Annotated in this window: 21 protein-coding genes and 1 pseudogene; 10 read left to right on the forward strand and 12 right to left on the reverse strand. The window is 72.7% G+C overall.

The genetic code is table 11. The annotated features are described in order from the left end of the window. Nucleotides 1–51: 51 nt before the first annotated feature. A pseudogene (locus HUN58_RS20475) lies at nucleotides 52–549 on the reverse strand (DUF6177 family protein); the annotation flags it as partial. Between the two features lie 103 nt (nucleotides 550–652). On the opposite strand from HUN58_RS20475, the gene pgm reads away from it, so the two are divergent. After that, nucleotides 653–2,272: a phosphoglucomutase (alpha-D-glucose-1,6-bisphosphate-dependent) gene (gene pgm, locus HUN58_RS08575; RefSeq protein WP_144802793.1), complete on the forward strand. Its 1,620-nt coding sequence runs from the start codon at nucleotides 653–655 to the stop codon at nucleotides 2,270–2,272. A 201-nt stretch (nucleotides 2,273–2,473) separates the two neighbouring features. Next, nucleotides 2,474–4,936, forward strand: coding sequence for an MDR family MFS transporter (locus tag HUN58_RS08580; RefSeq protein ID WP_180225662.1), 2,463 nt, complete (start codon nucleotides 2,474–2,476; stop codon nucleotides 4,934–4,936). 63 nt (nucleotides 4,937–4,999) lie between these two features. Here HUN58_RS08580 and HUN58_RS08585 read toward each other — a convergent pair whose 3' ends face one another. Beyond that, on the reverse strand, nucleotides 5,000–5,869 hold the full coding sequence (locus HUN58_RS08585) for a site-specific DNA-methyltransferase (RefSeq protein WP_114850168.1): 870 nt from the start codon (nucleotides 5,867–5,869) through the stop codon (nucleotides 5,000–5,002). 85 nt (nucleotides 5,870–5,954) lie between these two features. Then, a complete protein-coding gene (locus HUN58_RS08590; protein WP_180225663.1) occupies nucleotides 5,955–7,310 on the reverse strand; it encodes a hypothetical protein in 1,356 nt (451 codons plus the stop codon). 116 nt (nucleotides 7,311–7,426) lie between these two features. Between HUN58_RS08590 and HUN58_RS08595 the strand changes: the two genes are divergently transcribed. Continuing rightward, a complete protein-coding gene (locus tag HUN58_RS08595) occupies nucleotides 7,427–7,711 on the forward strand; it encodes a GNAT family N-acetyltransferase (protein WP_058740587.1) in 285 nt (94 codons plus the stop codon). A 6-nt stretch (nucleotides 7,712–7,717) separates the two neighbouring features. Here HUN58_RS08595 and HUN58_RS08600 read toward each other — a convergent pair whose 3' ends face one another. The 3 genes from HUN58_RS08600 to HUN58_RS08610 form a co-directional block, all read right to left on the reverse strand. Further along, a complete protein-coding gene (locus tag HUN58_RS08600) occupies nucleotides 7,718–8,047 on the reverse strand; it encodes a hypothetical protein (RefSeq protein ID WP_083519758.1) in 330 nt (109 codons plus the stop codon). Nucleotides 8,048–8,119: 72 nt separating this feature from the next. Then, entirely contained in the window at nucleotides 8,120–9,169 is a 1,050-nt protein-coding gene (locus HUN58_RS08605) for a biotin/lipoate A/B protein ligase family protein (RefSeq protein WP_144802820.1), read from the reverse strand. A gap of 88 nt (nucleotides 9,170–9,257) precedes the next feature. Then, nucleotides 9,258–10,127, reverse strand: a complete 870-nt coding sequence (locus tag HUN58_RS08610) for an alpha/beta hydrolase (RefSeq protein ID WP_141860348.1) — start codon at nucleotides 10,125–10,127, stop codon at nucleotides 9,258–9,260. A gap of 87 nt (nucleotides 10,128–10,214) precedes the next feature. Here HUN58_RS08610 and HUN58_RS08615 point away from each other — a divergent pair, with 87 nt between their 5' ends. The 5 genes from HUN58_RS08615 to HUN58_RS08635 are packed head-to-tail and all read left to right on the forward strand — an operon-like array spanning nucleotide 10,215 to nucleotide 14,710. After that, nucleotides 10,215–11,360, forward strand: coding sequence for an inorganic phosphate transporter (locus HUN58_RS08615; protein ID WP_114850174.1), 1,146 nt, complete (start codon nucleotides 10,215–10,217; stop codon nucleotides 11,358–11,360). A gap of 9 nt (nucleotides 11,361–11,369) precedes the next feature. Beyond that, a complete protein-coding gene (locus tag HUN58_RS08620; protein ID WP_114850175.1) occupies nucleotides 11,370–11,639 on the forward strand; it encodes a hypothetical protein in 270 nt (89 codons plus the stop codon). 44 nt (nucleotides 11,640–11,683) lie between these two features. Beyond that, a complete protein-coding gene (locus HUN58_RS08625) occupies nucleotides 11,684–12,937 on the forward strand; it encodes an acetamidase/formamidase family protein (RefSeq protein ID WP_254631653.1) in 1,254 nt (417 codons plus the stop codon). A 10-nt stretch (nucleotides 12,938–12,947) separates the two neighbouring features. Beyond that, a complete protein-coding gene (locus HUN58_RS08630; protein WP_180225664.1) occupies nucleotides 12,948–13,367 on the forward strand; it encodes a MarR family winged helix-turn-helix transcriptional regulator in 420 nt (139 codons plus the stop codon). Beyond that, nucleotides 13,364–14,710: an MFS transporter gene (locus HUN58_RS08635; protein WP_180225665.1), complete on the forward strand. Its 1,347-nt coding sequence runs from the start codon at nucleotides 13,364–13,366 to the stop codon at nucleotides 14,708–14,710. The genes HUN58_RS08630 and HUN58_RS08635 overlap by 4 nt, the downstream gene beginning before the upstream one ends. Before the next feature lie 373 nt (nucleotides 14,711–15,083). Here the strand turns inward: HUN58_RS08635 and HUN58_RS08640 are convergent, their stop codons facing one another. Further along, nucleotides 15,084–15,977 carry an alpha-E domain-containing protein gene (locus HUN58_RS08640; protein WP_180225666.1) on the reverse strand — a complete coding sequence of 298 codons (894 nt, stop codon included), beginning with the start codon at nucleotides 15,975–15,977 and terminating at the stop codon, nucleotides 15,084–15,086. Nucleotides 15,978–16,153: 176 nt separating this feature from the next. Here HUN58_RS08640 and HUN58_RS08645 point away from each other — a divergent pair, with 176 nt between their 5' ends. Both HUN58_RS08645 and HUN58_RS08650 read left to right on the forward strand, forming a co-directional pair. After that, nucleotides 16,154–16,669 (forward strand): MarR family winged helix-turn-helix transcriptional regulator, encoded by a 516-nt coding sequence (locus HUN58_RS08645; protein ID WP_058740595.1) that lies wholly within the window; start codon nucleotides 16,154–16,156, stop codon nucleotides 16,667–16,669. Nucleotides 16,670–16,678: 9 nt separating this feature from the next. Next, nucleotides 16,679–16,900: a hypothetical protein gene (locus tag HUN58_RS08650; RefSeq protein WP_058740596.1), complete on the forward strand. Its 222-nt coding sequence runs from the start codon at nucleotides 16,679–16,681 to the stop codon at nucleotides 16,898–16,900. Between the two features lie 54 nt (nucleotides 16,901–16,954). On the opposite strand, the gene HUN58_RS08655 is transcribed toward HUN58_RS08650, so the two are convergent. From HUN58_RS08655 to recQ, 5 genes are all read right to left on the reverse strand, one after another. Further along, on the reverse strand, nucleotides 16,955–17,803 hold the full coding sequence (locus HUN58_RS08655; RefSeq protein WP_257222147.1) for an NAD(P)-dependent oxidoreductase: 849 nt from the start codon (nucleotides 17,801–17,803) through the stop codon (nucleotides 16,955–16,957). A 123-nt stretch (nucleotides 17,804–17,926) separates the two neighbouring features. Next, nucleotides 17,927–18,730 carry a M23 family metallopeptidase gene (locus HUN58_RS08660; protein WP_217488592.1) on the reverse strand — a complete coding sequence of 268 codons (804 nt, stop codon included), beginning with the start codon at nucleotides 18,728–18,730 and terminating at the stop codon, nucleotides 17,927–17,929. Between the two features lie 212 nt (nucleotides 18,731–18,942). Further along, nucleotides 18,943–19,350 (reverse strand): hypothetical protein, encoded by a 408-nt coding sequence (locus HUN58_RS08665; RefSeq protein WP_180225669.1) that lies wholly within the window; start codon nucleotides 19,348–19,350, stop codon nucleotides 18,943–18,945. A gap of 121 nt (nucleotides 19,351–19,471) precedes the next feature. Then, nucleotides 19,472–20,185 (reverse strand): 1-acyl-sn-glycerol-3-phosphate acyltransferase, encoded by a 714-nt coding sequence (locus HUN58_RS08670; protein WP_254631682.1) that lies wholly within the window; start codon nucleotides 20,183–20,185, stop codon nucleotides 19,472–19,474. Between the two features lie 136 nt (nucleotides 20,186–20,321). Beyond that, the gene (gene recQ / locus HUN58_RS08675; protein ID WP_180225671.1) at nucleotides 20,322–22,139 is read right to left on the reverse strand and encodes a DNA helicase RecQ; all 1,818 of its coding nucleotides are present in this window, start codon (nucleotides 22,137–22,139) and stop codon (nucleotides 20,322–20,324) included. Nucleotides 22,140–22,147: the final 8 nt, after the last annotated feature.

Here is a 22,147-nt window from a genome sequence, read left to right on the forward strand (position 1 = left end):
CGTCAGCTCGGACTGCGGGTGGCGACCCAGACCCGCCGACCGGAGGCCCGCCTGCAGTCCGTCACGCAGGCCGCGCAGGTCTTCGACCGTGACCACGACACGGAGGGTCTCGAACACCGACCGCGGGCCGCGCTCGACGACGAGCAGCCCGCCGACGCCCCGGTCGGCACCGCCGACGACGAGAGTCGTCGGCGCGGGGGAACGACGTTCAGCGGCTTCGGTCAGGGCCGCCGCCGTGAGCGGCGCATCGCCCTCGTACCGCGACCACGACGGTCGTCGGCCGAGGGCCGCGAGGAAGCGTTCCGACGCGGGACCGAGCAGGGTGCGCGGCGACGGAGCGTGCTCGACCGTCAGGTCGACGTGGAGGAGGTCACCGACCGGCGCGCCCGCGTCCCCCGCTGCCGCCGCCGGCCGCCACCGCCACCCGTGCTCCGCGAGCAGGTGGAGCGCGGGCCACGACAGCACTGCGCCCGGTGGGGTCTCGACGACGCGTTCCCCGCGGTGTCCCAGCCGAGCCGCGAGCGCGGCGTCCGCGCGGACGATCGTCATCGTGCTCTCCCCCGTCAGGCCACCGTCCGTGGTCCCGCGATCAGCCTACGCAGCCCGCCGTCACCCTCGGACACCTCCATCGGGCTGGTGCCAGGATGGGGACATGAACGACCGCGCCGGCACCCCCGCGACCGCAGACGACCTCGTCGACCTCGACGCCCTCCTGGCGGCCTACCACGAGCGCGTCCCGGACGTGTCGATCCCCGAGCAGAAGGTGGTCTTCGGCACCTCCGGTCACCGGGGCTCCTCGCTCGACACCGCGTTCAACGACACCCACATCGCCGCGATCACGCAGGCGATCGTCGAGTACCGCACGCAGCAGGGCACCGACGGGCCGCTCTTCATCGGCCGCGACACGCACGCCCTGTCTGCCCCCGCCGAGCAGACCGCGCTGCAGGTTCTCGCCGCGAACGGCGTCCGGGTCCTCGCCGACGCCCAGGACGGCTTCGTTCCGACGCCCGCGCTGAGCCACGCGATCATCGCGTACAACCGCGCTGGCAACCCCGACACCGCCGACGGCATCGTCATCACGCCGAGCCACAACCCGCCGCGCGACGGCGGCTTCAAGTACAACCCGCCGCACGGCGGACCGGCCGACAGCGACGCGACGTCCTGGATCGCGGACCGGGCCAACGCGATCATCGCCGGCGGCAACGCCGAGGTGCGCCGGCAGGACGCGACCACGGCGGAGGGCTACGACTACCTCGGGTCGTACGTCGCCGACCTCGAGCACATCATCGACATCGACGCGATCAAGCGCGCCGGGGTGCGGATCGGTGCGGACCCGCTCGGCGGCGCCTCGCTGCCGTACTGGGAGCGCATCCGGGACCACTACGGGCTCGACCTGACCGTCGTGAACCCCGAGGTCGACCCCCGGTGGGCGTTCATGACGCTCGACTGGGACGGCAAGATCCGGATGGACCCGTCGAGCGCGAGCGCCATGGCGTCCGTGGTGGCCCGCAAGGACGAGTTCGACGTCCTGACCGGCAACGACGCCGACTCCGACCGCCACGGCATCGTCACGCCCGACGGCGGCCTGATGAACCCGAACCACTACCTCGCCGTCGCGATCGAGTACCTGTACGCGCACCGGCCCGAGTGGCGGGACGACGCCGCGATCGGCAAGACCCTGGTGTCGTCGAGCATCATCGACCGGGTCGCGGAGTCGCTGGGTCGGCGCCTGTGGGAGGTCCCGGTCGGCTTCAAGTGGTTCGTCCCGGGTCTGATCGACGGCTCAGTGGCGTTCGGTGGCGAGGAGTCCGCCGGGGCGTCGTTCCTGCGCAAGGACGGCACCGCGTGGACGACCGACAAGGACGGCATCATCCTGGCGCTGCTCGCGTCGGAGATCATCGCCGTGACGGGCAAGACGCCCTCGCAGCTCTACACGGAGCTGACCGAGCGGTTCGGGGCGCCCGTGTACCAGCGCGTCGACGCCGCGGCCAGCAAGGAGCAGAAGGCCCGCCTGTCGAAGCTCGACGGGGACGCCATCACCGCCGACACCCTGGCGGGCGACCCGATCACCGCGAAGCTGTCGAAGGCCCCGGGCAACGACGCGGCGGTCGGCGGCGTGAAGGTCGTCACCGACCGGGCGTGGTTCGCCGCCCGCCCGTCCGGCACCGAGGACGTCTACAAGATCTACGCCGAGAGCTTCGTCGGGCAGGAGCACCTCGAGCAGGTGCAGCGCGAGGCCAAGGAGATCGTGGACGCGGCGCTCGGGGCATAGTCCCAGCCCGCTGGTCCCCCAGGAGGCGCCGTCGGATCCGTCCGACGGCGCCTCCTCCACATCCCGACGCCACCCTGCCGATGTCCACAGGAACGCCGTCGGTGGGAACAACTGGGTTGCGTCGGTTGTATTTTTGCAGCGAGCGCAACCTTCGATCACCCGGATGGTCGCGCACGCACCAGCACGGGAGACCCGAAGCACATGACCCAGACAGCGACCGCACCCGCGGCTCCCACGACGTCCTCGAACGCCGTGATGAACCACCGGCAGATCCTGCTCGTCATCTACGGACTGATGGCGGGCATGTTCCTCGGTGCCCTCGACCAGACCATCGTCGGCACGGCCATCCGCACGATCGGCGACGACCTGCACGGCCTCGACCAGCAGGCGTGGGTCACGACGGGGTACCTCATCGCCTCGACGGTGACGACGCCGATCTACGGCAAGCTCTCCGACATCTTCGGCCGCCGACCGCTGTTCCTCACCGCGATCGGCATCTTCATCCTCGGGTCGCTCGCCGCGTCGTTCTCCACCTCGATGCTCATGCTCGCCGGCTTCCGCGCACTGCAGGGCCTGGGCGCCGGTGGCCTGATGTCGCTGCCCCTCGCGATCATGGGCGACATGCTCGCCCCGCGCGAGCGTGCGAAGTACCAGGGCTACTTCCTGGCGGTCTTCGGCATCTCGTCGGTCATCGGCCCGCTCGTGGGCGGGCTGTTCGCCGGGGCCTCGCAGATCCTGTTCATCAACGGCTGGCGCTGGGTCTTCCTGATCAACGTGCCGGTCGGCGTCGTCGCGCTCGTCATGGTGCTGACGTTCCTGCACCTGCCGAAGTTCGGCGACCGCGGCAAGCCCCGCATCGACTGGTGGGGCGCGATGCTCGTCATCGTCACCCTCGTGCCGCTGCTGCTCATCGCCGAGCAGGGGCGCGAGTGGGGCTGGGACTCCCCCGGCGCCATCGCCTGCTACGCCATCGGCGCGCTCGGGCTCATCGCGTTCGTGATCGTCGAGCGCTCGATGGGCGACGACGCGATCCTGCCGCTCAAGCTCTTCGGCTCGCGGGTGTTCTCGATGGCTGCGGTGCTGAGCGTTCTGGTCGGCTTCGGCATGTTCGGCGCGATGCTGACCATCCCGCTGTACCTGCAGATCGTGAAGGGCGTGACCCCGACGGAGTCCGGCTTCGCCATGCTCCCGATGGTCCTCGGCCTGATGATCTCGTCGATCGCCTCCGGCCAGATCATCTCGCGCACCGGCAAGTACCAGGTGTTCCCGGTCACCGGCACGGCGTTCACCGCGATCGGCTTCACGGTCCTGACCTTCCTGACCGCCGACCGCCCGCTCTGGTTCCTCATGCTCGGCATGTTCGGCATCGGGCTCGGGCTCGGACAGCTCATGCAGACGCTGACCCTGGCGGCGCAGAACTCGGTGAGCCCTCGGGACATCGGTGTCGCGACGAGCGCGGCGACGTTCTTCCGGCAGATCGGCGGCACCATGGGCACCGCGGTGCTCCTGTCGGTCCTGTTCACGCTGATGCCGACGAACATCACCGGCGCGATGCAGAACGAGTCGACGCTCAAGCCGGCCCTGACCGCCGCCCTCACGCCGTCCGTGGCGAACGCCTCCGAGAACAAGGGCGTGATGGACCAGATCTGGTCGAAGATCGTCCGCCCGGTCCAGCAGAACGTCCAGAGCGGGCTCGACAAGGGGGCCGCCGCGGCCAAGCAGGCAGCGGACCAGGCGGTCACGCAGAAGGTCACCGCGGCCGTCCAGCAGCAGGTCGCCGCCGGCGCCCTACCCGCATCGGCCGCCGACAGCGTCATCGCCCAGCAGGTCGCGGCCGCGAAGCCGCAGGCCGAGCAGCAGGCGCTCGAGACGGTCGCGTCCAAGGCGAACGCCGAGGTCGTCGACGGCACGGTCCAGGTCGACTACAGCAACGCCGACCAGCGCAGCGCCGTGGTGGACGAGGTCGCCCCGAAACTCGTCGACCAGCTGAAGAAGGGCGACACGGCGGCGAGCTCGGGAGCCGGATCGGCCACGAGCGACACCTCGTTCCTGAACGGCGCCGACCCGCGGCTCACCCGTCCGTTCCTCGTCGGGTTCAGCAGCTCGGCCGTCGTCGTCTACTGGGTCGGCCTCGCGGTCATCCTGCTCGCGTTCGTCCTGACCTGGTTCTTCCGCGTCCCGCCGCTCCGCAAGGTGTCCGCCCTGCAGGAGCAGGCGAACGCCGCCAAGGGCGCCGCCGGCGGGAACGGCACCGACCAGCTGTCCGCCGACGCCCAGCGCGCGGCCGCGAACACGGGCTCGCTCGTGTCCCCGGACACCGGTTCGATGCGGACCGTGCCCGTGTCGCCGGACGTCGCGGCGAGCCCGCAGCCCCGGAGCGCCACCTCGGCCGTCGGAGCGGGGGCGACCGGCGGGACGGCCACCGCGGTCGCGGACCGGGCGACCGACACGCGTGCACCGCTGCCGGACGCGACGACGCACGGTGCGCACGCCGCGGCGGCCCCGGTCGACGAGCCGGCCGCCACCACGGGGACCATCCGCACCCACCCGGCCCACGCGGCGGCCGGGACCGACGAGGCGGACGCGAGCCGCGCCTCCCGTCCGACCGCCCCGGCGGAACCGCAGACGGGACCGCACCCGACCCACGGACGCCACTCGGCGTAGCGGTCCAGGGGACGGCACGAGGGGCGGGTGCGACGCGACGGCGTCGGACCCGCCCCTCGGTCGTCAGCCCTCGGTGCCCTGCTGCTCCACCGACGCACCGGGCAGTCGCCGGCGCATGACGTCGACCGCGACCGGGTTGTGGTCGACCAGGACGAAGCGCCGACCGAGCGCGTGGGCGACGGCGCCGAGCGTGCCGCTGCCGGCGAAGGAGTCGAGGACCCAGTCGCCCTCTCGTGAGGACGCCTGCACCATCCGGCGGAGCACCCCCTCGGGCTTCTGCGTCGGGTAGCCGGTCTTCTCGCTCCCGGTCGGCGACACGATCGTGTGCCACCAGACGTCCGTCGGGAGCTTCCCGCGCTCGCGCTTCTCCGGGGTGACGAGTCCCGGCGCCATGTACGGCTCGCGGTCGACGGCCTCGGAGTCGAACCAGTACCGCTCGGGGTCCTTCACGTAGACCAGGATCGTGTCGTGCTTGGTCGGCCAGCGCGACCGGGACTTCGCGCCGAAGTCGTACGCCCAGATGATCTCGTTGAGGAACGCGTCGCGGCCGAACAGCGCGTCGAGCAGGACCTTGGCGTAGTGGGCCTCGCGGTAGTCGAGGTGCAGGTAGAGGGTGCCGTCGTCCGCGAGCAGGCGCCAGGCCTCGAGCAGGCGCGGCTCGAGGAACGACCAGTAGTCCTCGAACCGGTCGTCGAAGCGCATCAGGTCGCCGCGGACCCGCTCGTACGTGCGACCCCGGAAGCCCGTGATCGTGGACGGTGATCCGGTGTCCCGCTGCACGGCGGTCACGGCGTGCCGACGCTGCTTCCGGCCGGTGTTGAACGGCGGGTCGAGGTAGACGACCGTGAACGCCCCGTCGGGCAGGGTCGGCGTGACGTCGAGGTTCTCGCCGAGCACGACCAGGTCGGGGCTGCGGTCGTCGATGGTGCGCACCGGACCATCCTCCCCGACCCGAGGCGGGCGCCGATGCCGTGGGTCGGCGCTCGGCGGCGGCGCCGAGCGTCGGTGCCCGCGCCGGTCAGGAGTTCGCGGCGTACCCCGGCTGGTCGGAGGCCGTCCGGCACGTCACCGCGCCGGCGTGCACGTCGGCTGCGTGCTCCGTCCCCCCGACGAACACGTCGGTGACCTTCCCGGCGTGCAGCGGGGTGACGACGGCGACGTCGTGCGGCTTCGTCAGGGACCCGACCGCGGCGTCGACGGTGAACTGCACGGCTGCGGCGGCGCAGTCCGCGGAGGGCGTGACGGCGAACGCCACGCAGTCCTCCTCGTCGCACCCGGCGGGCACGTCGGCGTCGGCCACCGTCGTGTCCTCGTGCTGGGTCGCCGTCACGCGGTCGCCGTCGGTCTCGTCGCCGGTCGCACAGGTCACGTCGCCGATGTCCGAGGCCTCTTCGTCGTAGTTCTCGACCAGGACCAGCGGGACGCCCTTCGTCAGGGTGACCGTGCGCTCCTCGATGCGGCTCGGCTGGTCGTCGTCCGCCGAGGCGAAGAACCCGACCGTGACGATCGCCGTGCAGCTGTGGTCGCTCGTGATCTCCCACGGGTCGCAGGTGGTGGTGCCCGGGGTCATGTCGCAGGTGGCCTCCCACTCGTCGTCGGCGGCCAGCCAGTACGTCTTGATGCTGCCGTCGTCGGACGCCCAGCCGGGCTGCGGGGCATCGTCCCCGCCCGACGGGTCGTCCGCGGACGGGCCGCTGCCGTCCGTGCTGGACGCGGCGGACAGCTCCTGCCCGACGGAGTCGACGGCGGGGACCGCGGCGACGACGGCACCGCCGAGCAGCACGAGCGCCGCGACGCCCGCGGTGACACCGGCGAGCACGTGCTGCGCCCGCGGGATCGCCCGGGAGGGTGTGCCCTCGTGGAAGGGACGAGCAGACGGAACGGTCCAGGCGTCCGCGTCCCAGGCAGCGAGCGCCTCGTCCGGCGCCACGTCGGGGTGTGTCTGCGCGACCCGCGGCGGCAGCTCCCCGGCGCGGCGGGCGGCTGACCATGCACGGACCTCGGCCACGGCCTCGCTGATGCGGTCGCCGTAGCGGACGACACCGACCACCCACAGGGCGGCACCGGCAACCAGGGTCGGGAGTGCGAAGACCGCGGGCAGGCCGAGCGCCCAGAGGACGACGGCGACGACGAACGACGCGACGCACACCGCGGCGCCCACGGACAGCAGCACCAGCGCGGACCGGGGCACGCGACGGCGCAGCGCCCGGGTCGGCACCCAGAACGTCCAGCGCGCCGGGGCCGGGGGCACGTCCGCGGCGGGGCTCCACCCGGCGGTGGGTTCGGCGCCCTGGAAGAGCTCGACCCACTCGGACGAGGGCGTGGGCCACCCGGGCGGGGTCCGGAAGCGCAGGGGCGGTGTCTGGTCGTGCACGAGGTGACAGTAGTGCGTTCCGGGAGCGGTCACAGCCCCGCGTTCGGGGATCGGCGGGAGCACTGCGCGGGACCGCAGCCGGAACGTCGTCAGGGCGGGGGCGTAGCGTCGCCCGCATGGCATCACCCGAGGTCCGGAACGACACCGACGCGCAGCAGTACTCCCTGGTCGAGGACGGCGAGGTGATCGGGTTCGCCGCGTACGAGGTGGACGGCGACGAGATCCGCTTCACCCACACCGAGGTCGACCCGTCACACCGCGGCGGCGGTCACGCGTCGATCCTCGTCCAGCACGCGTTGGACGACGTGCGCGAGGGCACGCGGCGGGTCGTCCCGCTGTGCAGCTACGTCAAGGCCTGGATCGAGCGGCACCCCGACTACCAGGAGCTGACGACCCGCTAGTCGGGATCAGTAGCTGCGGTCGAGCGTGCCGGGACGGGCCTCGTGCCGACCGGTGTGCCCGACCGTGGGCACCTTGATGAGCACGCTGCCGCTGAGCAGGTCGTGGTCGTCGTCGGCCGGCGTCGGGGCTTCCCGGGGCAGGCGTGACTGCCGTTCGTACTCGGCCTGGGACTCGTGCCGTGTCGGCGCGAAGACCTCGTCCATCATCGAGATGACGCCGCCGGATCCGCCCGAGCGAGTGGCCTTGTTCGACAGGTCGATCCACCCCAGGCGATCGGCGACCCACATCACGACGACCGCTGCGGCCACCGCCCCCATGAGGATCAACCAGTTCACGTGCCCGACGGTACGTCAGCCGGGCGGGTGACACCTCCGCCGCGCGGATGATCCCGTGGATCGGACGGACGATCAGGGGACCCGCTCGAGCCACTCCCGCGTGTCGAACTTCGTGCGCACGAGCTCCTGCGCCCGGGCCCGCTCGGCCTCGGTCACGTGTCCCTCGTGCGCCCCGTACAGCTTCGTGAAGGTGCCGATCAACCGGTCGATGATCTCGGCGCGCGTCAGCCCGGTCTGCGAGCGAAGCGGGTCGACCCGCTTCGCCGCCGAGGTCGTGCCCTTGTCGCTCATCTTCTCGCGCCCGATCCGCAGGACCTCGACCATCTTCTGGCCGTCCATGTCGTAGCTCATCGTGGCGTGGTGGAGCAGCGCACCGGTGCCGAGGCGCTTCTGCGCCGCCCCGCCGATCTTGCCCTTCGTCGAGGTGATGTCGTTGAGCGGCTGGTAGTACGCCTCGATGCCGAGCGACTTCAGCGCCTCGATCACCCACTCGTCCAGGTAGGCGTACGAATCCGCGAAGGTCATGCCCTGCACGAGGTCGGTCGGGACGTAGAGCGAGTACGAGATGATCGCGCCGGCGTCCATGAACATCGCCCCGCCGCCGGAGATCCGTCGGACGACCTGCACGCCGTACTTCTCGGCGCCGGCGGGGTCGACCTCGTTCTTCAGGGACTGGAACGACCCGATCACGACCGCGGGCTGGTCCCACTCCCAGATGCGCAGGGTCGGGCCGCGGCGTCCGGCGCCGACCTCCTCGGTCAGGACCTGGTCGAGCGCGAGGTGCTCGTTCGGGCTGATCGGTCCCTCGTGGACGATCTCCCAGTCGTACTCCTGCCACGTCGAGGCCCGTGAGAGCGCGCGTCGGACGGCCACACCCACGGACTCGGGCGTGAAGCCGAGCAGGACGGCGTCCTCGGGCAGCGCGCCGCGGACCGCGGCGGCGATGCCGGCCGCGTCGGTGGTCGCGGGCAGGCCGGTCACGGCCTGGTCGATCAGCGGGAGGGCGTCGTCGGGTTCGAGGAAGAAGTCGCCCGCCAGGCGGAACTCCTGGATGCTCCCGTCGACGACCTCGAGGTCGACGACGACCAGCTTGCCTCCGGGGACCTTGTACTCACCGTGCACGGGACGAGCCTACGCCCGCCACGGATCGGACTGGAGGATCGTGGCAGGCCCGCCACGAGCCTCCCGTCCCATCCCGTGTCCGGTCGCGTCAGCGACCCACGTGCCGGTCGAGCCACGCGACCAGGTCGGCGACCACCTCGTCCCGGTTCGTCTCGTTGTAGACCTCGTGCCGCGCCCCCTCGTAGACGTGCACCTGCACGTCCGACAGTCCGCCACGGCGGCGGTACGCCTGCGCGAGCCGCTCGATCGAGCGGGGGCCGCCGAGCGTGTCCTCGGACCCGACCTGCAGCAGCACGGGCAGGTTGTGCGGGATGCGGCGCCGCGGGACCCCGAGCAGCCGGAGGGTGTCGCGGAGGCCGAAGAGCTGCAGCACGTCCGCCTCGACGGCGAGCGGGTCCGCCGCGATCGCCTCGATGATCGCCCGGTCGCGGCTGATCCACTCGTAGCGCGTCGGGCCGGAGCCCGCGTGCCGGGCGTTCAGGTCGCCGCTGTTCATCCAGCCGGGCAGGCGGTACGCCGTGGCGGAGAGCACGACCCCGTCGTACGCGGCGGACGAGGTGTTCACGATCCGCTGCGCCATGAGCGAGCCCCACGAGTGCCCGAGCAGCACGAGCGGCAGACCGGGGTCCTGCTCGCGCGCGACCGCGGTCATCTGCTCAACCACGGCGATCGCGGCCCGCAACCCACCGGGTCCGAGCCGGCCGAGCTGCGCGTGGTCGCCGTCCCACTGCCCCAGACCCGTGCGGCCGTGCCCGCGGTGGTCGTTCGCGTGCACGGTCCACCCGGCGCGGACGAGGTCCTGCGCGAGCGCCTCGTACCGGAGCGAGTGCTCGCCGACGCCGTGCGCGATCTGCACGATGCCCCGCGGCCGTCCCGCACGCCACGTGGAGTAGACGATCTCGACGCCGTGCGCGTCGGTGAACGAGGCGTCGCCCCGGGCTGCGGAGAAGGTCGGCACGGGTGCATCCTCGCAGACCGTGCAACCCGCGCGCGTGTTCACCCGGCGTTCACGCAGCGGGTCCCCGGCGGGCCTACCGTCACCGCCATGGACGTCCTCGTCACCGTCGTGCTGGTGATCGTGGTGGCCCTCGTGTTCGACTTCACGAACGGCTTCCACGACACCGCGAACGCCATGGCCACCTCGGTCGCCACCGGAGCCCTGAAGCCCCGGACCGCCGTGCTCATCTCCGCCGTCCTGAACGTGGTCGGCGCCTTCCTGTCCACCGAGGTCGCGAAGACGGTCTCGCAGGGCATCATCCGCGAGGGCCAGGACGGCATCCAGATCAGCCCGACCATGATCTTCGCGGGACTCGTCGGCGCGGTGCTCTGGAACCTCGCCACCTGGTACTTCGGGCTGCCGTCGTCGTCGACGCACGCCCTGTTCGGCGGGCTCATCGGCGCGTCGATCATCGGTGCCGGGCTGCACTCGGTCGACTGGGCCACCGTCGTGTCGAAGGTCGTGCTGCCGGCGCTCCTGTCGCCCGTGATCGCGGGCGTGATCGCCCTCGTCGCGACGTACCTGGCGTACACGCTCACGAAGAACGCGACCACGCACGGCGCCGCCACGGGCTTCCGGCACGGGCAGACGATCTCGGCGTCGCTGGTGTCGCTCGCGCACGGCACGAACGACGCGCAGAAGACGATGGGCGTCATCACGCTGACCCTGATCGCCGCGAACTACCAGCCGTCCGGCACCGGTCCGGCGCTCTGGGTGATCCTGGCGTGCGGGTTGGCGATCGGCCTCGGCACCTACACGGGCGGCTGGCGGATCATGCGCACGGTCGGCAAGAAGATCTCCGACGTGCAGTCCCCGCAGGGCTTCGCTGCCGAGACGAGCTCCGCGGCGACGATCCTGGTGTCGTCGCACCTCGGGTTCGCGCTCTCGACGACGCACGTCACGAGCGGCTCGGTCATCGGCTCCGGCCTCGGCAAGAAGCTCGCCGACGTGCACTGGTCGGTGGTCGGCCGGATCGTCGTGGCGTGGGTGATCACGCTCCCCGCCGCCGCGGTCGTCGGTGCCCTGGCGACCCTGGTGGCCTCGACGAGCACGATCGGCCTGGTGGTCGTCGCGGTGCTCGCCCTGGTCGGGGGCCTCGGCTTCTTCTTCCTCGCGCGGCGGAAGCCGATCACGAAGGACACCGTCAACGACGAGCAGCCGACGGAACCCGCTTCCGCCTCGGTGTCGGCCTAGGGAGCGACCGTGTCCATCGACTTCAGCAGCATCGGGATCGTCGCCGGCGTCGGGTTCGTCGCCGCGGTCGGCGTCGTGCTCGTCTACACGCTCGGCCTGCGACTGCTCGGGACCGGGCAGCCCGTCGACGCCGCCGGCGAGCGCACCGAGTACCGCGACGAGACCCCGCGGTCCGGGCACACGCCACCGGCCGCCCTCGCCGGCGCCGTGGTCTGCTTCGCGGTGTGCGCCGCTGCCGTCCTCTACGGGATCTGGCTGACGATCCCGCAGTTCCACTGAGTCCGCTGAGTCCACTGAGGCGGGGCGGCTGGGAGGATCGTCCGGTGACCTCCCACCGCCTCGATGCCTCGCTCGACACCGCCGTCGACGTCCTCACCGCCGAGCGCGCCCCCGTGCTCCGCGCCGTGGACGGCGACACCGTCACCGTCCGGACGCTGAGCGCCGCCGGGTACACGAGGCGCCTCGCGTCGCCCGGCGCCGATGCACCGACCCTGCTCGACGCGCGGCGCGGGCACTGCCTGGTCGGCCCGATCGCGGTGACGGGCGCCCGCCCCGGACAGGTCCTGGCCGTGCGGTTCGACGCGCTCGTGCCGGACGACTGGGGCTACACCGGGTCCGGTGGGATCGACACGGAACTGAACCGGGCGCTCGGGCTCGCGGACCCGGCGTCCCGCGGTCCCCTGCTCTGGGACGTCGACGCCGCCGCGGGCACCGCGCGCAACCAGCTGGGGCTCGGCGTCCGCACGGCGCCGTTCCTCGGCGTCGTGGGGCTCCCGCCGGAAGCGACCGGGGAGCACTCCACGATCCCGCCGCGGCCCCTCGGCGGCGGCAACGTCGACTGCCGCGAGCTCGTCGCCGGGTCGACGCTGTTCCTGCCGGTCACCGTGCCGGACGCGATGCTGTCCGTCGGCGACGGCCACGCCGCGCAGGGCGACGGCGAGGTGTCCGGTACCGCGGTCGAGTGCGGGATGACGACCACGATGACGCTGTCGCTCGTCGACGAGGTCCCGGTCGCCGGCATCCACGCGGACACCCCTGCTGGACGGATCACCTTCGGGTTCGACGCGGACCTGAACGCCGCGACGACGACGGCGCTCGACGGGATGGTCGACTGGATCGCCGGGCTGTACGACATCTCCCGCGCCCAGGCGCTCGCGATGGCGAGCGTCGCCGTGAGCTTGCGGGTGACCCAGGTCGCGAACCGCACCTGGGGGGGTGCACGCCCTGCTCCCCCACGACGCGATCACCGGTCCGGACGCTCACTGACGGCGCGTCCGACAAGCGCTGACGGCGCGTCCGACGCGCGCTGTCGGCGCGTCCGACGCGCGCTGTCGGCGCGTCCGTCACCACACGGTCGGACGGGAGGCGCGGGTCAGGTCGGCGGACCCGCGCACCCGACCCGTGCCTCCAGTCCGGCGATTCGAGCCCATCGCGCCTGTCATGGGAGACCGATCCGCGCGTTGGGTGGCAGAAGTTCCGACGTCCGATGCGCGATTCGTCCTCCGACGGGCGGAACGGCATCCCACGCGCGGATCGACCTCGGGGCAACCAGTTCGTTCGCTGAACTAATGAGGTAGGCTAACGGCCGTGCCCGACTCCTCCCTCGCCACCGACCTCCGCATCGCCGTGAACCGGCTGTCGCGGACGCTCCGCGCGCAGAAGGCCGACGCGAGCATGCCGGACGCGCACTTCTCGGCACTCGCCCGGCTGCACCGCGAGGGCGCGATGACCCTCGCCGAGCTGAGCCGCCAGGACGGGGTGACGCCCCCGTCGATGACGAAGTCCGTCGCCGCGCTCGTCGAACGGGGCCTCGTGTCGAAGAGCGGCCACGGCGACGACCGCCGCAAGGTGCTGCTCTCGGCCACCCCGGCGGGGTCCGCCTTCGTGGAGGAGACCCGACGCCGCCGCGACGACTGGCTCACGCCGAGGCTCGGCGCACTCACCCCCGACGAACGCCGCACCCTGGCCGCCGCCACCGACGTCATGAGGAGGCTGGCCCAGCAGTGACCGCCATGTTCCGTTCCCTGGCCGCCCGCAACTACCGCATCTGGTTCGCCGGCGCGCTCGTGTCCAACGTCGGCACGTGGATGCAGCGCACCGCGCAGGACTGGATCGTCCTCACCGAGCTCTCCGACAACGACGCCGTCGCGGTCGGCATCACGATGGCCCTGCAGTTCGGTCCGCAGCTACTCCTCCTGCCGTTCACCGGACTCGTGGCCGACCGGTTCGACCGGCGGAAGATGCTCATGCTCACCCAGGGCCTGATGGGGGCACTCGGCCTGGGACTCGGCGTCATGGTCCTCACCCACACCGCCACGCTCTGGTCGCTGTACGGCTTCGCGCTCGCGCTCGGCATCGTCGCCGCGTTCGACACCCCGATCCGACAGGCCTTCGTCTCCGACGTGGTTCAGGGCGAGCACGTGGCGAACGCCGTCGCGCTGAACTCCGCGTCGTTCAACGCAGCGCGGCTGATCGGCCCCGCGGTGGCGGGCGTGCTCATCGCCGCGATCGGCTCGGGATGGGTGTTCGTCATCAACGCCGGCTCGTTCCTGGCGGTCCTCGTCGCGCTGCGCTTCGTCGACCCCGCACAGCTCGCCGACCGACCTCGTGCAGGGCGCGGCAGGGGCCAGATCGTGGCGGGCTTCCGGTACGTCCGGACCCGGCCGGACATCATCGTCGTGCTCTGCATGATCTTCGTCGTCGGTACGTTCGGCGTGAACTTCCCGATCTTCACCTCGACGATGGCGCGCGTCGAGTTCGGCAAGGGCGCCGGTGAGTTCGGCCTGCTCAACTCGGTGATGGCGATCGGCTCGGTCGCCGGTGCGCTCCTCTCCGCCCGGCGGGACCGCCCGAGGATGCGCACGCTCGTGATCGCCTCTGCCGGGTTCGGGCTCGCGTGCACCGCGGCCGCCCTCGCCCCGACCTACTGGTCGTTCGCCGTCGTGCTGGTGTTCGTCGGCCTCGCCTCGCTGACGTTCATGACGACCGCGAACGCCCTCGTCCAGACCACCACGAAGCCGGCGATGCGCGGCCGCGTGATGGCGCTCTACATGGCGATCTTCGCGGGCGGCACCCCCATCGGCGCACCGATCGTCGGCGCCGTCGCGGATGCCTGGGGGCCACGGTGGGCGATCGTCGTCGGTGCCGCGTCCGGGTTCGTCGCGCTGGCGATCGCCCTCGTGTGGCTCGTCCGGTGGGAGCGCTTCCGGGTCCGGTACGACGCCGACAACCGCCTGCACCTCGCGGTCACGCACGCGATCCCCGTGGTCGGGACGCGCGCGTCGCGCGCCGCGATCCGGCGGGACCTGGAGCGCGACGAGGCGGTCGCGGACCGCTCGAGCGCCGTCTGACCTGCGGGTCCGGCAGGACCCGCGTGCGCTGGTCGCGCCGTGCGCGGCGCGAGCGGGCACGACGCGCCGTCCGTCGTCCGCCGAGCGGGCGGAACCGGTCACCCACGCGCGCCGAGCGTGACAGAAGTGGCCCGCTCGCGGTGCGGTGACGCGAGGCGGGCCCAGGGACGGGGACAGGGCGGACGGGAGGCGCGTGGCGGGCCCGCACCGTGCCTCCACGCCGTCACCACCCGGCCCCACCGCCGCCGGTCGCGCCGCGAGCGGGCAGGACGCGCCGCCCGTCGTCCGCCGAGCGGGCGGAACTGGTCGCCCGCGGTCGGCGAGCGTGACAGAAGTGGCCCGCTCGCGGAGCGACGGGTGAGCGGCGGGGCCGTCAGCGCGCCGGGACGGCGGCCGCGAACACGCGCTCGTCGAGGGCCGCCACCACGGCGTCGACCGCCGCGGCGAGACGCGCCGTCACCGTGCGCGGCCACGCGTCGGGCTGCTCGGCGTCGGGGTGCTCGAGCGCGGCGCGTGCCCGACGGAAGGCCTCGACCTCGTCCGCGACGCAGGCCGGCGCGACGTCGGCCAGGCAGTCGTCCGCCCGCTGCGCGAGGAACGCGAGCGACCGCGGACTGTGCCCGTCCCGGAGCAGGAAGCCCGCGACGCTCGCCGGGTCCGTCGCACGGTGGTCGCGGCCTCGTCGGAAGGCCTCGACGGCGCCGCAGGCCCGGAGCGCGGTCGCCCAGGAGTGCGGCGCCGCGGTGTCGACGAGGTCCGAGGCGAGGAGCCGCGCGGTGGCCCCGCAGCGCAGGAGCGACCGGCCGAGCGTGAAGAACTCCCACACCTCGTCGCGGCTCGCGTCGCCCTCGACGACCCCGACGGCCAGGGCGCTCCGCTCTCGGACCCACGCCAGGAACTCGTGCGCCCGTTCGACCGACACCTTCCGCGGCATCCGGGACCGGGTGACGTCGAGGCAGTCCCAGAGCTCCGTGGGGACGACCTCGCGGGCCCGGCGGGCGTCGTCCCGGGCCACCGCGACCGCGGACGCGACGGAGGCCGGCTCGTGACGGTCGAGCGCGAGCGACTCGATCGTCGCGGCCCGTCCGGACCGTCCCGGGCCATGGGCGCCGAGCACCGCGCGCAGCGCCGACGCGACCGCCGGGTCCTCCCCCGCGGCGACGACGTCCGGGCGGACGACGTACACCTCGAGCATCCGGGCGACGACGTCGGCACGCTCGACCGCGGTCCCGACACGGAACACGCTCCCCGCGAGTCGGCTCAGCACGTCGGCTCCTGCATGGGGTGAACCTACTGAGGGGTCGTTGCGCTGGTGTTACGGGCGCGGGTCACCGGTGTTGCACCGGTCGCGGAGCGCGCAGAGCGGCCACCGGGTCGCTGGGAAGTGCATCGGTTCCCGCGCACTCGCTAGACAATCTAACTAGAGCGTCTAGCATTGTCCTCATGACGACCGAGGTGACGGACACCACCACGGGCTTCTGGTATGGCAAGGGTTCCAGGGTCGACGCGGTGGACGTACTCAATGCGCTCCGCAGGTACCGGAGCGCCGAGAGCGCTGCCCAGCGACGGGCACGCGAGGCGCTCGGCATCGGCGAGAACGCCCTGCTCGCGCTGCGCATCCTGCTCGACGCCGAGGCCACCGGCCGTGCGGTGAACTCGAAGGAGCTGGCCGACCGACTCGAGATCACGCCGGCGTCGACGTCGGCGCTCGTCGACCGGCTCGTCCGGAGCGGACACGTCGAGCGGCACGCCGACCCGCACGACCGCCGCGGGGTCATCCTCACCGCGTCCGGCGGCTCGATGCGGCAGGTGCTGCAGGTGATCGACGAACTCGACACCCGCACGCTCGAGGTCGCCGAGCACCTGCCCCAGTCGGACATGGGCGTCGTGGTCGCGTTCCTCGAGGAGATGGCCCGTGTCGTCGACCAGGACGATGACGAGGACGAGCGGTCCGCGTAGCCTGACGGCATGCGCGCGACCGACGACCCCACGGCGGTGCCGGCGCACGACCCCGAGGACGACATGCCCCTGGCGGAGCTCGACGCCCGTGCCCGCTCGGACGCCGCCCTCCGGCGCATCCAGGCTGGGGCCGACCCGGCACGCGAGGCGTTCGACCTCGCGAACACGATGAACGACGAGGCCGTGGGCCGGCTCACCGGCGCGCTGCGGCGCTGGCTCCGCCGGCCCTGACGGGCTGGCGCCGGCCACGGCGACCCGACCTGGTGGCGCCGGCCCTGACCTGCGTCAGAACGCGGTGCCGACCGCCGCGATGTCGTCGCCGCCGTGCCCGTCCGCGCTCGCCTGCGCGTAGACCCGGTCGATGCCGTCGAGCAGCTCCGTCGAGATCCCGGCGTCCCGCGCGGCGTCACGGATGAGCCCGATGTCCTTGCGGATCCCGTCGAGCGCGAACTGCGGCGCGAACTCCCCCGACAGCATTGCCTCGCCCTTCGTGTGCGCGTAGGGCGAGTCGCTCGCGGTGCCCTCGATCGCGTCGAGGAACAGGTGCGGGTCGAGTCCGAGCGCGCGGGCGATGGCGAGGGACTGGCCGGTCGCCGCCGTGATCGCGGCGACCCAGGCGTTCGCGGCGAGCTTCAGCGCGGTGCCGTCACCGACCCGCTCGCCGGCCCGGACGGTCTTCGCGCCGATCGCGTCGAGCACCGGGTCGATCCGGTCGACCGTCACCGAGGGGCCCGCGGCGAGCATGGTGAGCTTGCCCTGCTCCGCCGGGCCCTTCGTCCCGAGCATCATCGCCTCGACGAGGGTGATGCCGTACTTGCCGGCGAGCTGCACGACGGTCTCGGTACCCGCGACCCCGATCGTCGAGGCCTGCACCCACACGGCGTCGGTCGGCGCGTCCCCGGCTGCGGCTTCGAGCACGTCGACCACCGCGTCGGTGTCGAACAGCGTCAGGAGGACGACCTCGGCCTCCGCCACCGCAGCGGACGCGTCGTTCCCGACCGTGGCGCCGTCGTCGGCGAGCGGCGCGGCACGGTCGGCGTTACGGTTCCAGACCGTGACGTCGTGTCCCTCGCGGAGCAGCGACCGCGCGACCCCTGCCCCCATCTTCCCTGTGCCCAGCACCGTCACACGCACGTGCGTCTCCGTCCTCGGACGACGCCGTGCCGCCCTCGTCCCGACGCTACGCCCCGGGTGCGGACGGGTCCCGGTCAGTCCGTACAGCCCACGGCCGCGGGCGCGGGCGCCGGGCAGCCCGGGTCAGAGCAGCCCGCGTGCAGCGAGCCACGGCGCGGGGTCGACCGGGACACCGCCGACGATGACCTCGAAGTGCAGGTGCGCCCCGGTCGAGACGCCGGTGCTGCCGACGGCGCCGACCGGTTCGCCGACCGCGACCTGGCGCCCGACCACCACGTCGATGCGAGACAGGTGCGCGTACCGCGTCTCGGTGCCGTCCGGGTGGCGGAGCAGCACCTGGTTGCCGTACCCGCCGAGGACCCCGGCGGACACCACCGTGCCGGACATGACCGCGACGGCCGGGGTCCCGGCACGGGCGGCGAAGTCGAGTCCGTGGTGGTTCGTCGAGCACGCGCTGCACCCGTCGACGTGGCGACCGCCGAAGCCCCCGGCGGTGGGGACCGTGCCGTCGACCGGTCGGACCACCGTGACGTCGGAGCTGATGCGCGGCCCACGCCGGAAGTCGTCGCGGACCGAGAAGTCGTCGCGCTGCACGTCGGGGTTCGATCCGGTCGCGACGGCGTACCACTGGGCGGTGCCGTGGGGTCTGGCGGCCGCCGGGAGCGTCGGTTCCAGCGCCTGCGCCGGGGTGGACACCGAGACGACGAGACAGGCGGACAGTGCAGCAGCGGTCACGGACAGTCGAGGCACGGTGGACGTCGGGCGGACGACGGTGCGGAGCAGTGCCCGCGCCGGGTCACCGGAGGTTCGTCGGACCCGTCGGGCGCGGCGACCGGCGACGGACCGCTCGCGGGCGAGCGCGGCACGGCGACTCGACGAGGACGAGGACGAGGAGAACGACGGCCGAGCCGCCTGCGGGAGCGGCACCGGGACGGCGGCAGGGGGGACCGCCGCCCCGGTGGTCGAGGGACGTCGTGCGGACGTCCGGATGGAGACCGGGGCGGCAGCAGGGGGGACTGCCGCCCCGGTGGTCGTGGGGCCGGGACGCACCGACCGGGAGCGTCGGGCGCCGGCGGCGTGCCGTGCGGCGGCTCGCGGGCGGAGGACGGGGTCCGGTGCGGTCATCGCGGTGGTCCGGGTCAGGCGCGGACGACGCCGTCGCGGGTGATCCGGTCGAGCTCGCCGACGACGGCGTCGACGACCGCGCGGGTGATCGCGTCGGCGACGGCCTCGACGAGGGCGAGCTGCTCGGACGACACCGCGTGCTCGGCGTCGAGCGCGGCACCGAGTCGGGCGGGGATCTCGTCGATCGCGGTGACGAGCGCAGCGGGCACGACTGCCGATGTCTGCGGCGGGACGGGCGCGGACAGCGGGGACGACGGGACGGGCGCGGTCGCGAGCGGGGCGGACGCACGAGCCGCGGGGGCGAGTGCGGCAGGCGCGGGAGCTGCTGGGGTGGGGCCTGTCACCGCGGGGACTGCGGGTGCGGAGACTGCGGGTGCGGACGTCCGGCGGGAGACGGCGTCGAAGAGCGGGGTGGAGGACATGCTGCGTGCCTTCTGGTCAGGGTCGGCGCGGCCCGTTCCTGTCGGGCCGCTCGGTCACGTGCCGCTCGGGCACGGACCGATTGAACCACTGATATTCCAGATGTGCAATAGGCGTTCTGGGTCAGTCCGGCTCGACGGCCTGCGTCGGATCGTCCCGGCGCAGCACCTGCTTGACCCGCTCGACGATCGTGGCGGGCGGGTTGTTGTACGCGTTCGCCGGCTCCTGGCCGCTCAGGGCCTGGATCGCCGCCATCACCGCATCCGTGGCGTGCCGTCGCGCCCGACCGGACGAGGCGTCGCCGAACGAGGACAGGTCCATCGGCTCACCGAACTCGATGGTCACCCTCGCGAGCTTGGGGACGCGCGAGCCCACGGGCTGCACGTGCTCGGTCCCCGTCAGGGCGACGGGCACCACCGGGGCGCCGCTCGTCAACGCGAGCCAGGCCACGCCCGTCCGGCCCTTGTAAAGCCGCCCGTCGAGGGATCGGGTGCCCTCTGGGTAGATCGCGAAGGCCTCACCGGCCTCGAGCCGCTCGAGCCCGAGGTCGAGGGCGTGCTGCGCCGCGGCTCCCGCCCCACGCTCGACACCGATCGCACCGATGCCGCCGAAGAACGCCCGGGACACCGCGCCGCGCAGACCCGTCCCGGTGAAGTACTCCTGCTTCGCGAGGAACGACACCTTCCGCGGAGCCATGAGCGTGATCGCCGGAGAGTCGATGAACGAGCGGTGGTTGCTCGCGAGGATCACCGGTCCGTGCTTCGGGACGTGCTTCCTGCCGATGATCCGCGGACGCCAGAGCATCCGCGCGAGGGGCGTCACCACGGCACGGCTCATGGACGTGGCGAGCTTGGTCGAACCGGGCACCTGACCTCCTCGTTGGCGAGTACCCGAGTGTAGTGAGCGCCCGCGGAACCGCATGCCGCCGACGGAATGTGTCCCAGCCGGTGCGGCCGGGACCCTGTCCCGCCGCTCAGTCCGCGTGCGCCGCGACCACGTCGAGCACCGCGCGACCGTACCGCTCGAGCTTCGCCGTGCCGACGCCGGAGATCTCGGCGAGCTCGTCCTGGTCGGCGGGCTTCACCGCCGCGATGCCGCGGAGCGTCGCGTCGTTGAACACCACGTAGGCGGGGACGCCCTGTTCGCGGGCCTGCCCGGCACGCCAGGCACGCAGGGCCTCGAACAGCCCGACGGCCTCCCGCGGCATGTCCGTCACGACCGTACGACGGGTGCGCGACGACCGGGTGGACTGCACGGGGTCGCGGCGCATGAGGACCTGCACGCGCCCGCTCAGGACTTCCGCACTGGTCGGGCTGAGCACCACCGTGCCGAACCCGTCGCCGGAGACCGCGGCGTAGCCCTGCGCCAGCAACTGCCGGGCGACGGCGCGCCACTCCCCCTCGCTCAGGTCGCTGCCGATGCCGAACGTGGCGAGCTGGTCGTGTCGGAGCTCCTGCACGCGCGGCGACTGCTTGCCGATCAGGATGTCGACGAGGTGTGCCACGCCGTACCGCTGCCCACGCTCCCGGTCGAGCCGGACGACCGTCGACAGCAGCTTCTGCGCGGGGACGGTGCCGTCCCAGGGCTCCGGCGGCGCGATGCACGTGTCGCAGTTGCCGCACGGCGTCGACTCCTGCCCGAAGTACGCGAGCAGCCGCACCCGGCGGCACTCGATCGTCTCGCACAGGGCGAGCATCGCGTCGAGGTGCGCGCTCAGCTGCCGACGGTGTGCGGCGTCGCCCTCGGACTGGTCGATCATCCGCCGCTGCTGCACGACGTCGTTCAGCCCGTACGCGAGCCACGCGGTCGAGGGCAGCCCGTCCCGCCCGGCACGGCCGGTCTCCTGGTAGTAGCCCTCGACCGACTTGGGCAGGTCCAGGTGCGCCACGAACCGGACGTCGGGCTTGTCGATGCCCATGCCGAACGCGATGGTCGCGACCATGACGACGCCGTCCTCGCGCAGGAAGGTCGACTGGTTGCGTTCGCGGACCTTCGCGTCGAGCCCGGCGTGGTACGGCAGCGCCGGGATGCCCTGCTCGGCGAGGGCCGCCGCGGTGCGCTCGACCGAGTTCCGGGACAGGCAGTACACGATGCCCGCGTCGCCGCTGTGCTCGGTGCGGATGAACGTCAGGAGCTGCTGGAGCGCCCCGGTCTTCGGCTCGATCCGGTACTGGATGTTCGGTCGGTCGAAGTCGGCGACGAAGTGCGCGGCGTCGTCGAGGCCGAGGCGGGCGGAGATCTCGCGGTGGGTCTGCGGTGTGGCGGTGGCGGTCAGGGCGATCCGCGGCACCGTCGGCCAGCGCTCGTGCAGGACGCTCAGCTCGAGGTAGTCCGGCCGGAAGTCGTGGCCCCACTGGGCGACGCAGTGCGCCTCGTCGATCGCGAACAGCGCGATCCGCGCGCGGTCGAGCAGGGAGCGGGTGGACTCGAGCCGCAGTCGCTCGGGCGCGAGGTAGAGCATGTCGACCTGCCCGGACACCACCGCGCGCTCGACCCGGGCGCGCTCGTCGGGTCCCTGCGTCGAGTTGAGGAACGCCGCCTGCACGCCGTTCGCCGCGAGGGCGTCGACCTGGTCCTGCATGAGGGCGATGAGCGGCGAGACGACGACCCCGATGCCGTCGCGCACGAGCGCGGGCACCTGGTAGCAGAGCGACTTGCCGCCGCCGGTCGGCATCAGGACGAGCGCGTCGCCGCCACCCACCACCTGGTCGATGATGGCGGCCTGCTCACCCCGGAAGGCGTCGTACCCCCAGACCCGGTGCAGGACGTCCAGCGCGGGCGTGGAACTCATGCCACGAG

It is taken from the genome of Curtobacterium sp. Csp1 (assembly GCF_013347185.1).

What these genes read in the sequence shown, in the direction of transcription:
- pgm (WP_144802793.1), top strand. Translation starts at nt 653, where the DNA reads ATGAACGACCGCGCCGGCACCCCCGCGACCGCAGACGACCTCGTCGAC.
- recQ (WP_180225671.1), bottom strand. Translation starts at nt 22,139, where the DNA reads ATGAGTTCCACGCCCGCGCTGGACGTCCTGCACCGGGTCTGGGGGTAC.
- HUN58_RS08650 (WP_058740596.1), top strand. Translation starts at nt 16,679, where the DNA reads ATGCGCGCGACCGACGACCCCACGGCGGTGCCGGCGCACGACCCCGAG.
- HUN58_RS08615 (WP_114850174.1), top strand. Translation starts at nt 10,215, where the DNA reads ATGGACGTCCTCGTCACCGTCGTGCTGGTGATCGTGGTGGCCCTCGTG.
- HUN58_RS08665 (WP_180225669.1), bottom strand. Translation starts at nt 19,350, where the DNA reads ATGTCCTCCACCCCGCTCTTCGACGCCGTCTCCCGCCGGACGTCCGCA.
- HUN58_RS08645 (WP_058740595.1), top strand. Translation starts at nt 16,154, where the DNA reads ATGACGACCGAGGTGACGGACACCACCACGGGCTTCTGGTATGGCAAG.
- HUN58_RS08595 (WP_058740587.1), top strand. Translation starts at nt 7,427, where the DNA reads ATGGCATCACCCGAGGTCCGGAACGACACCGACGCGCAGCAGTACTCC.
- HUN58_RS08580 (WP_180225662.1), top strand. Translation starts at nt 2,474, where the DNA reads ATGACCCAGACAGCGACCGCACCCGCGGCTCCCACGACGTCCTCGAAC.
- HUN58_RS08670 (WP_254631682.1), bottom strand. Translation starts at nt 20,185, where the DNA reads ATGAGCCGTGCCGTGGTGACGCCCCTCGCGCGGATGCTCTGGCGTCCG.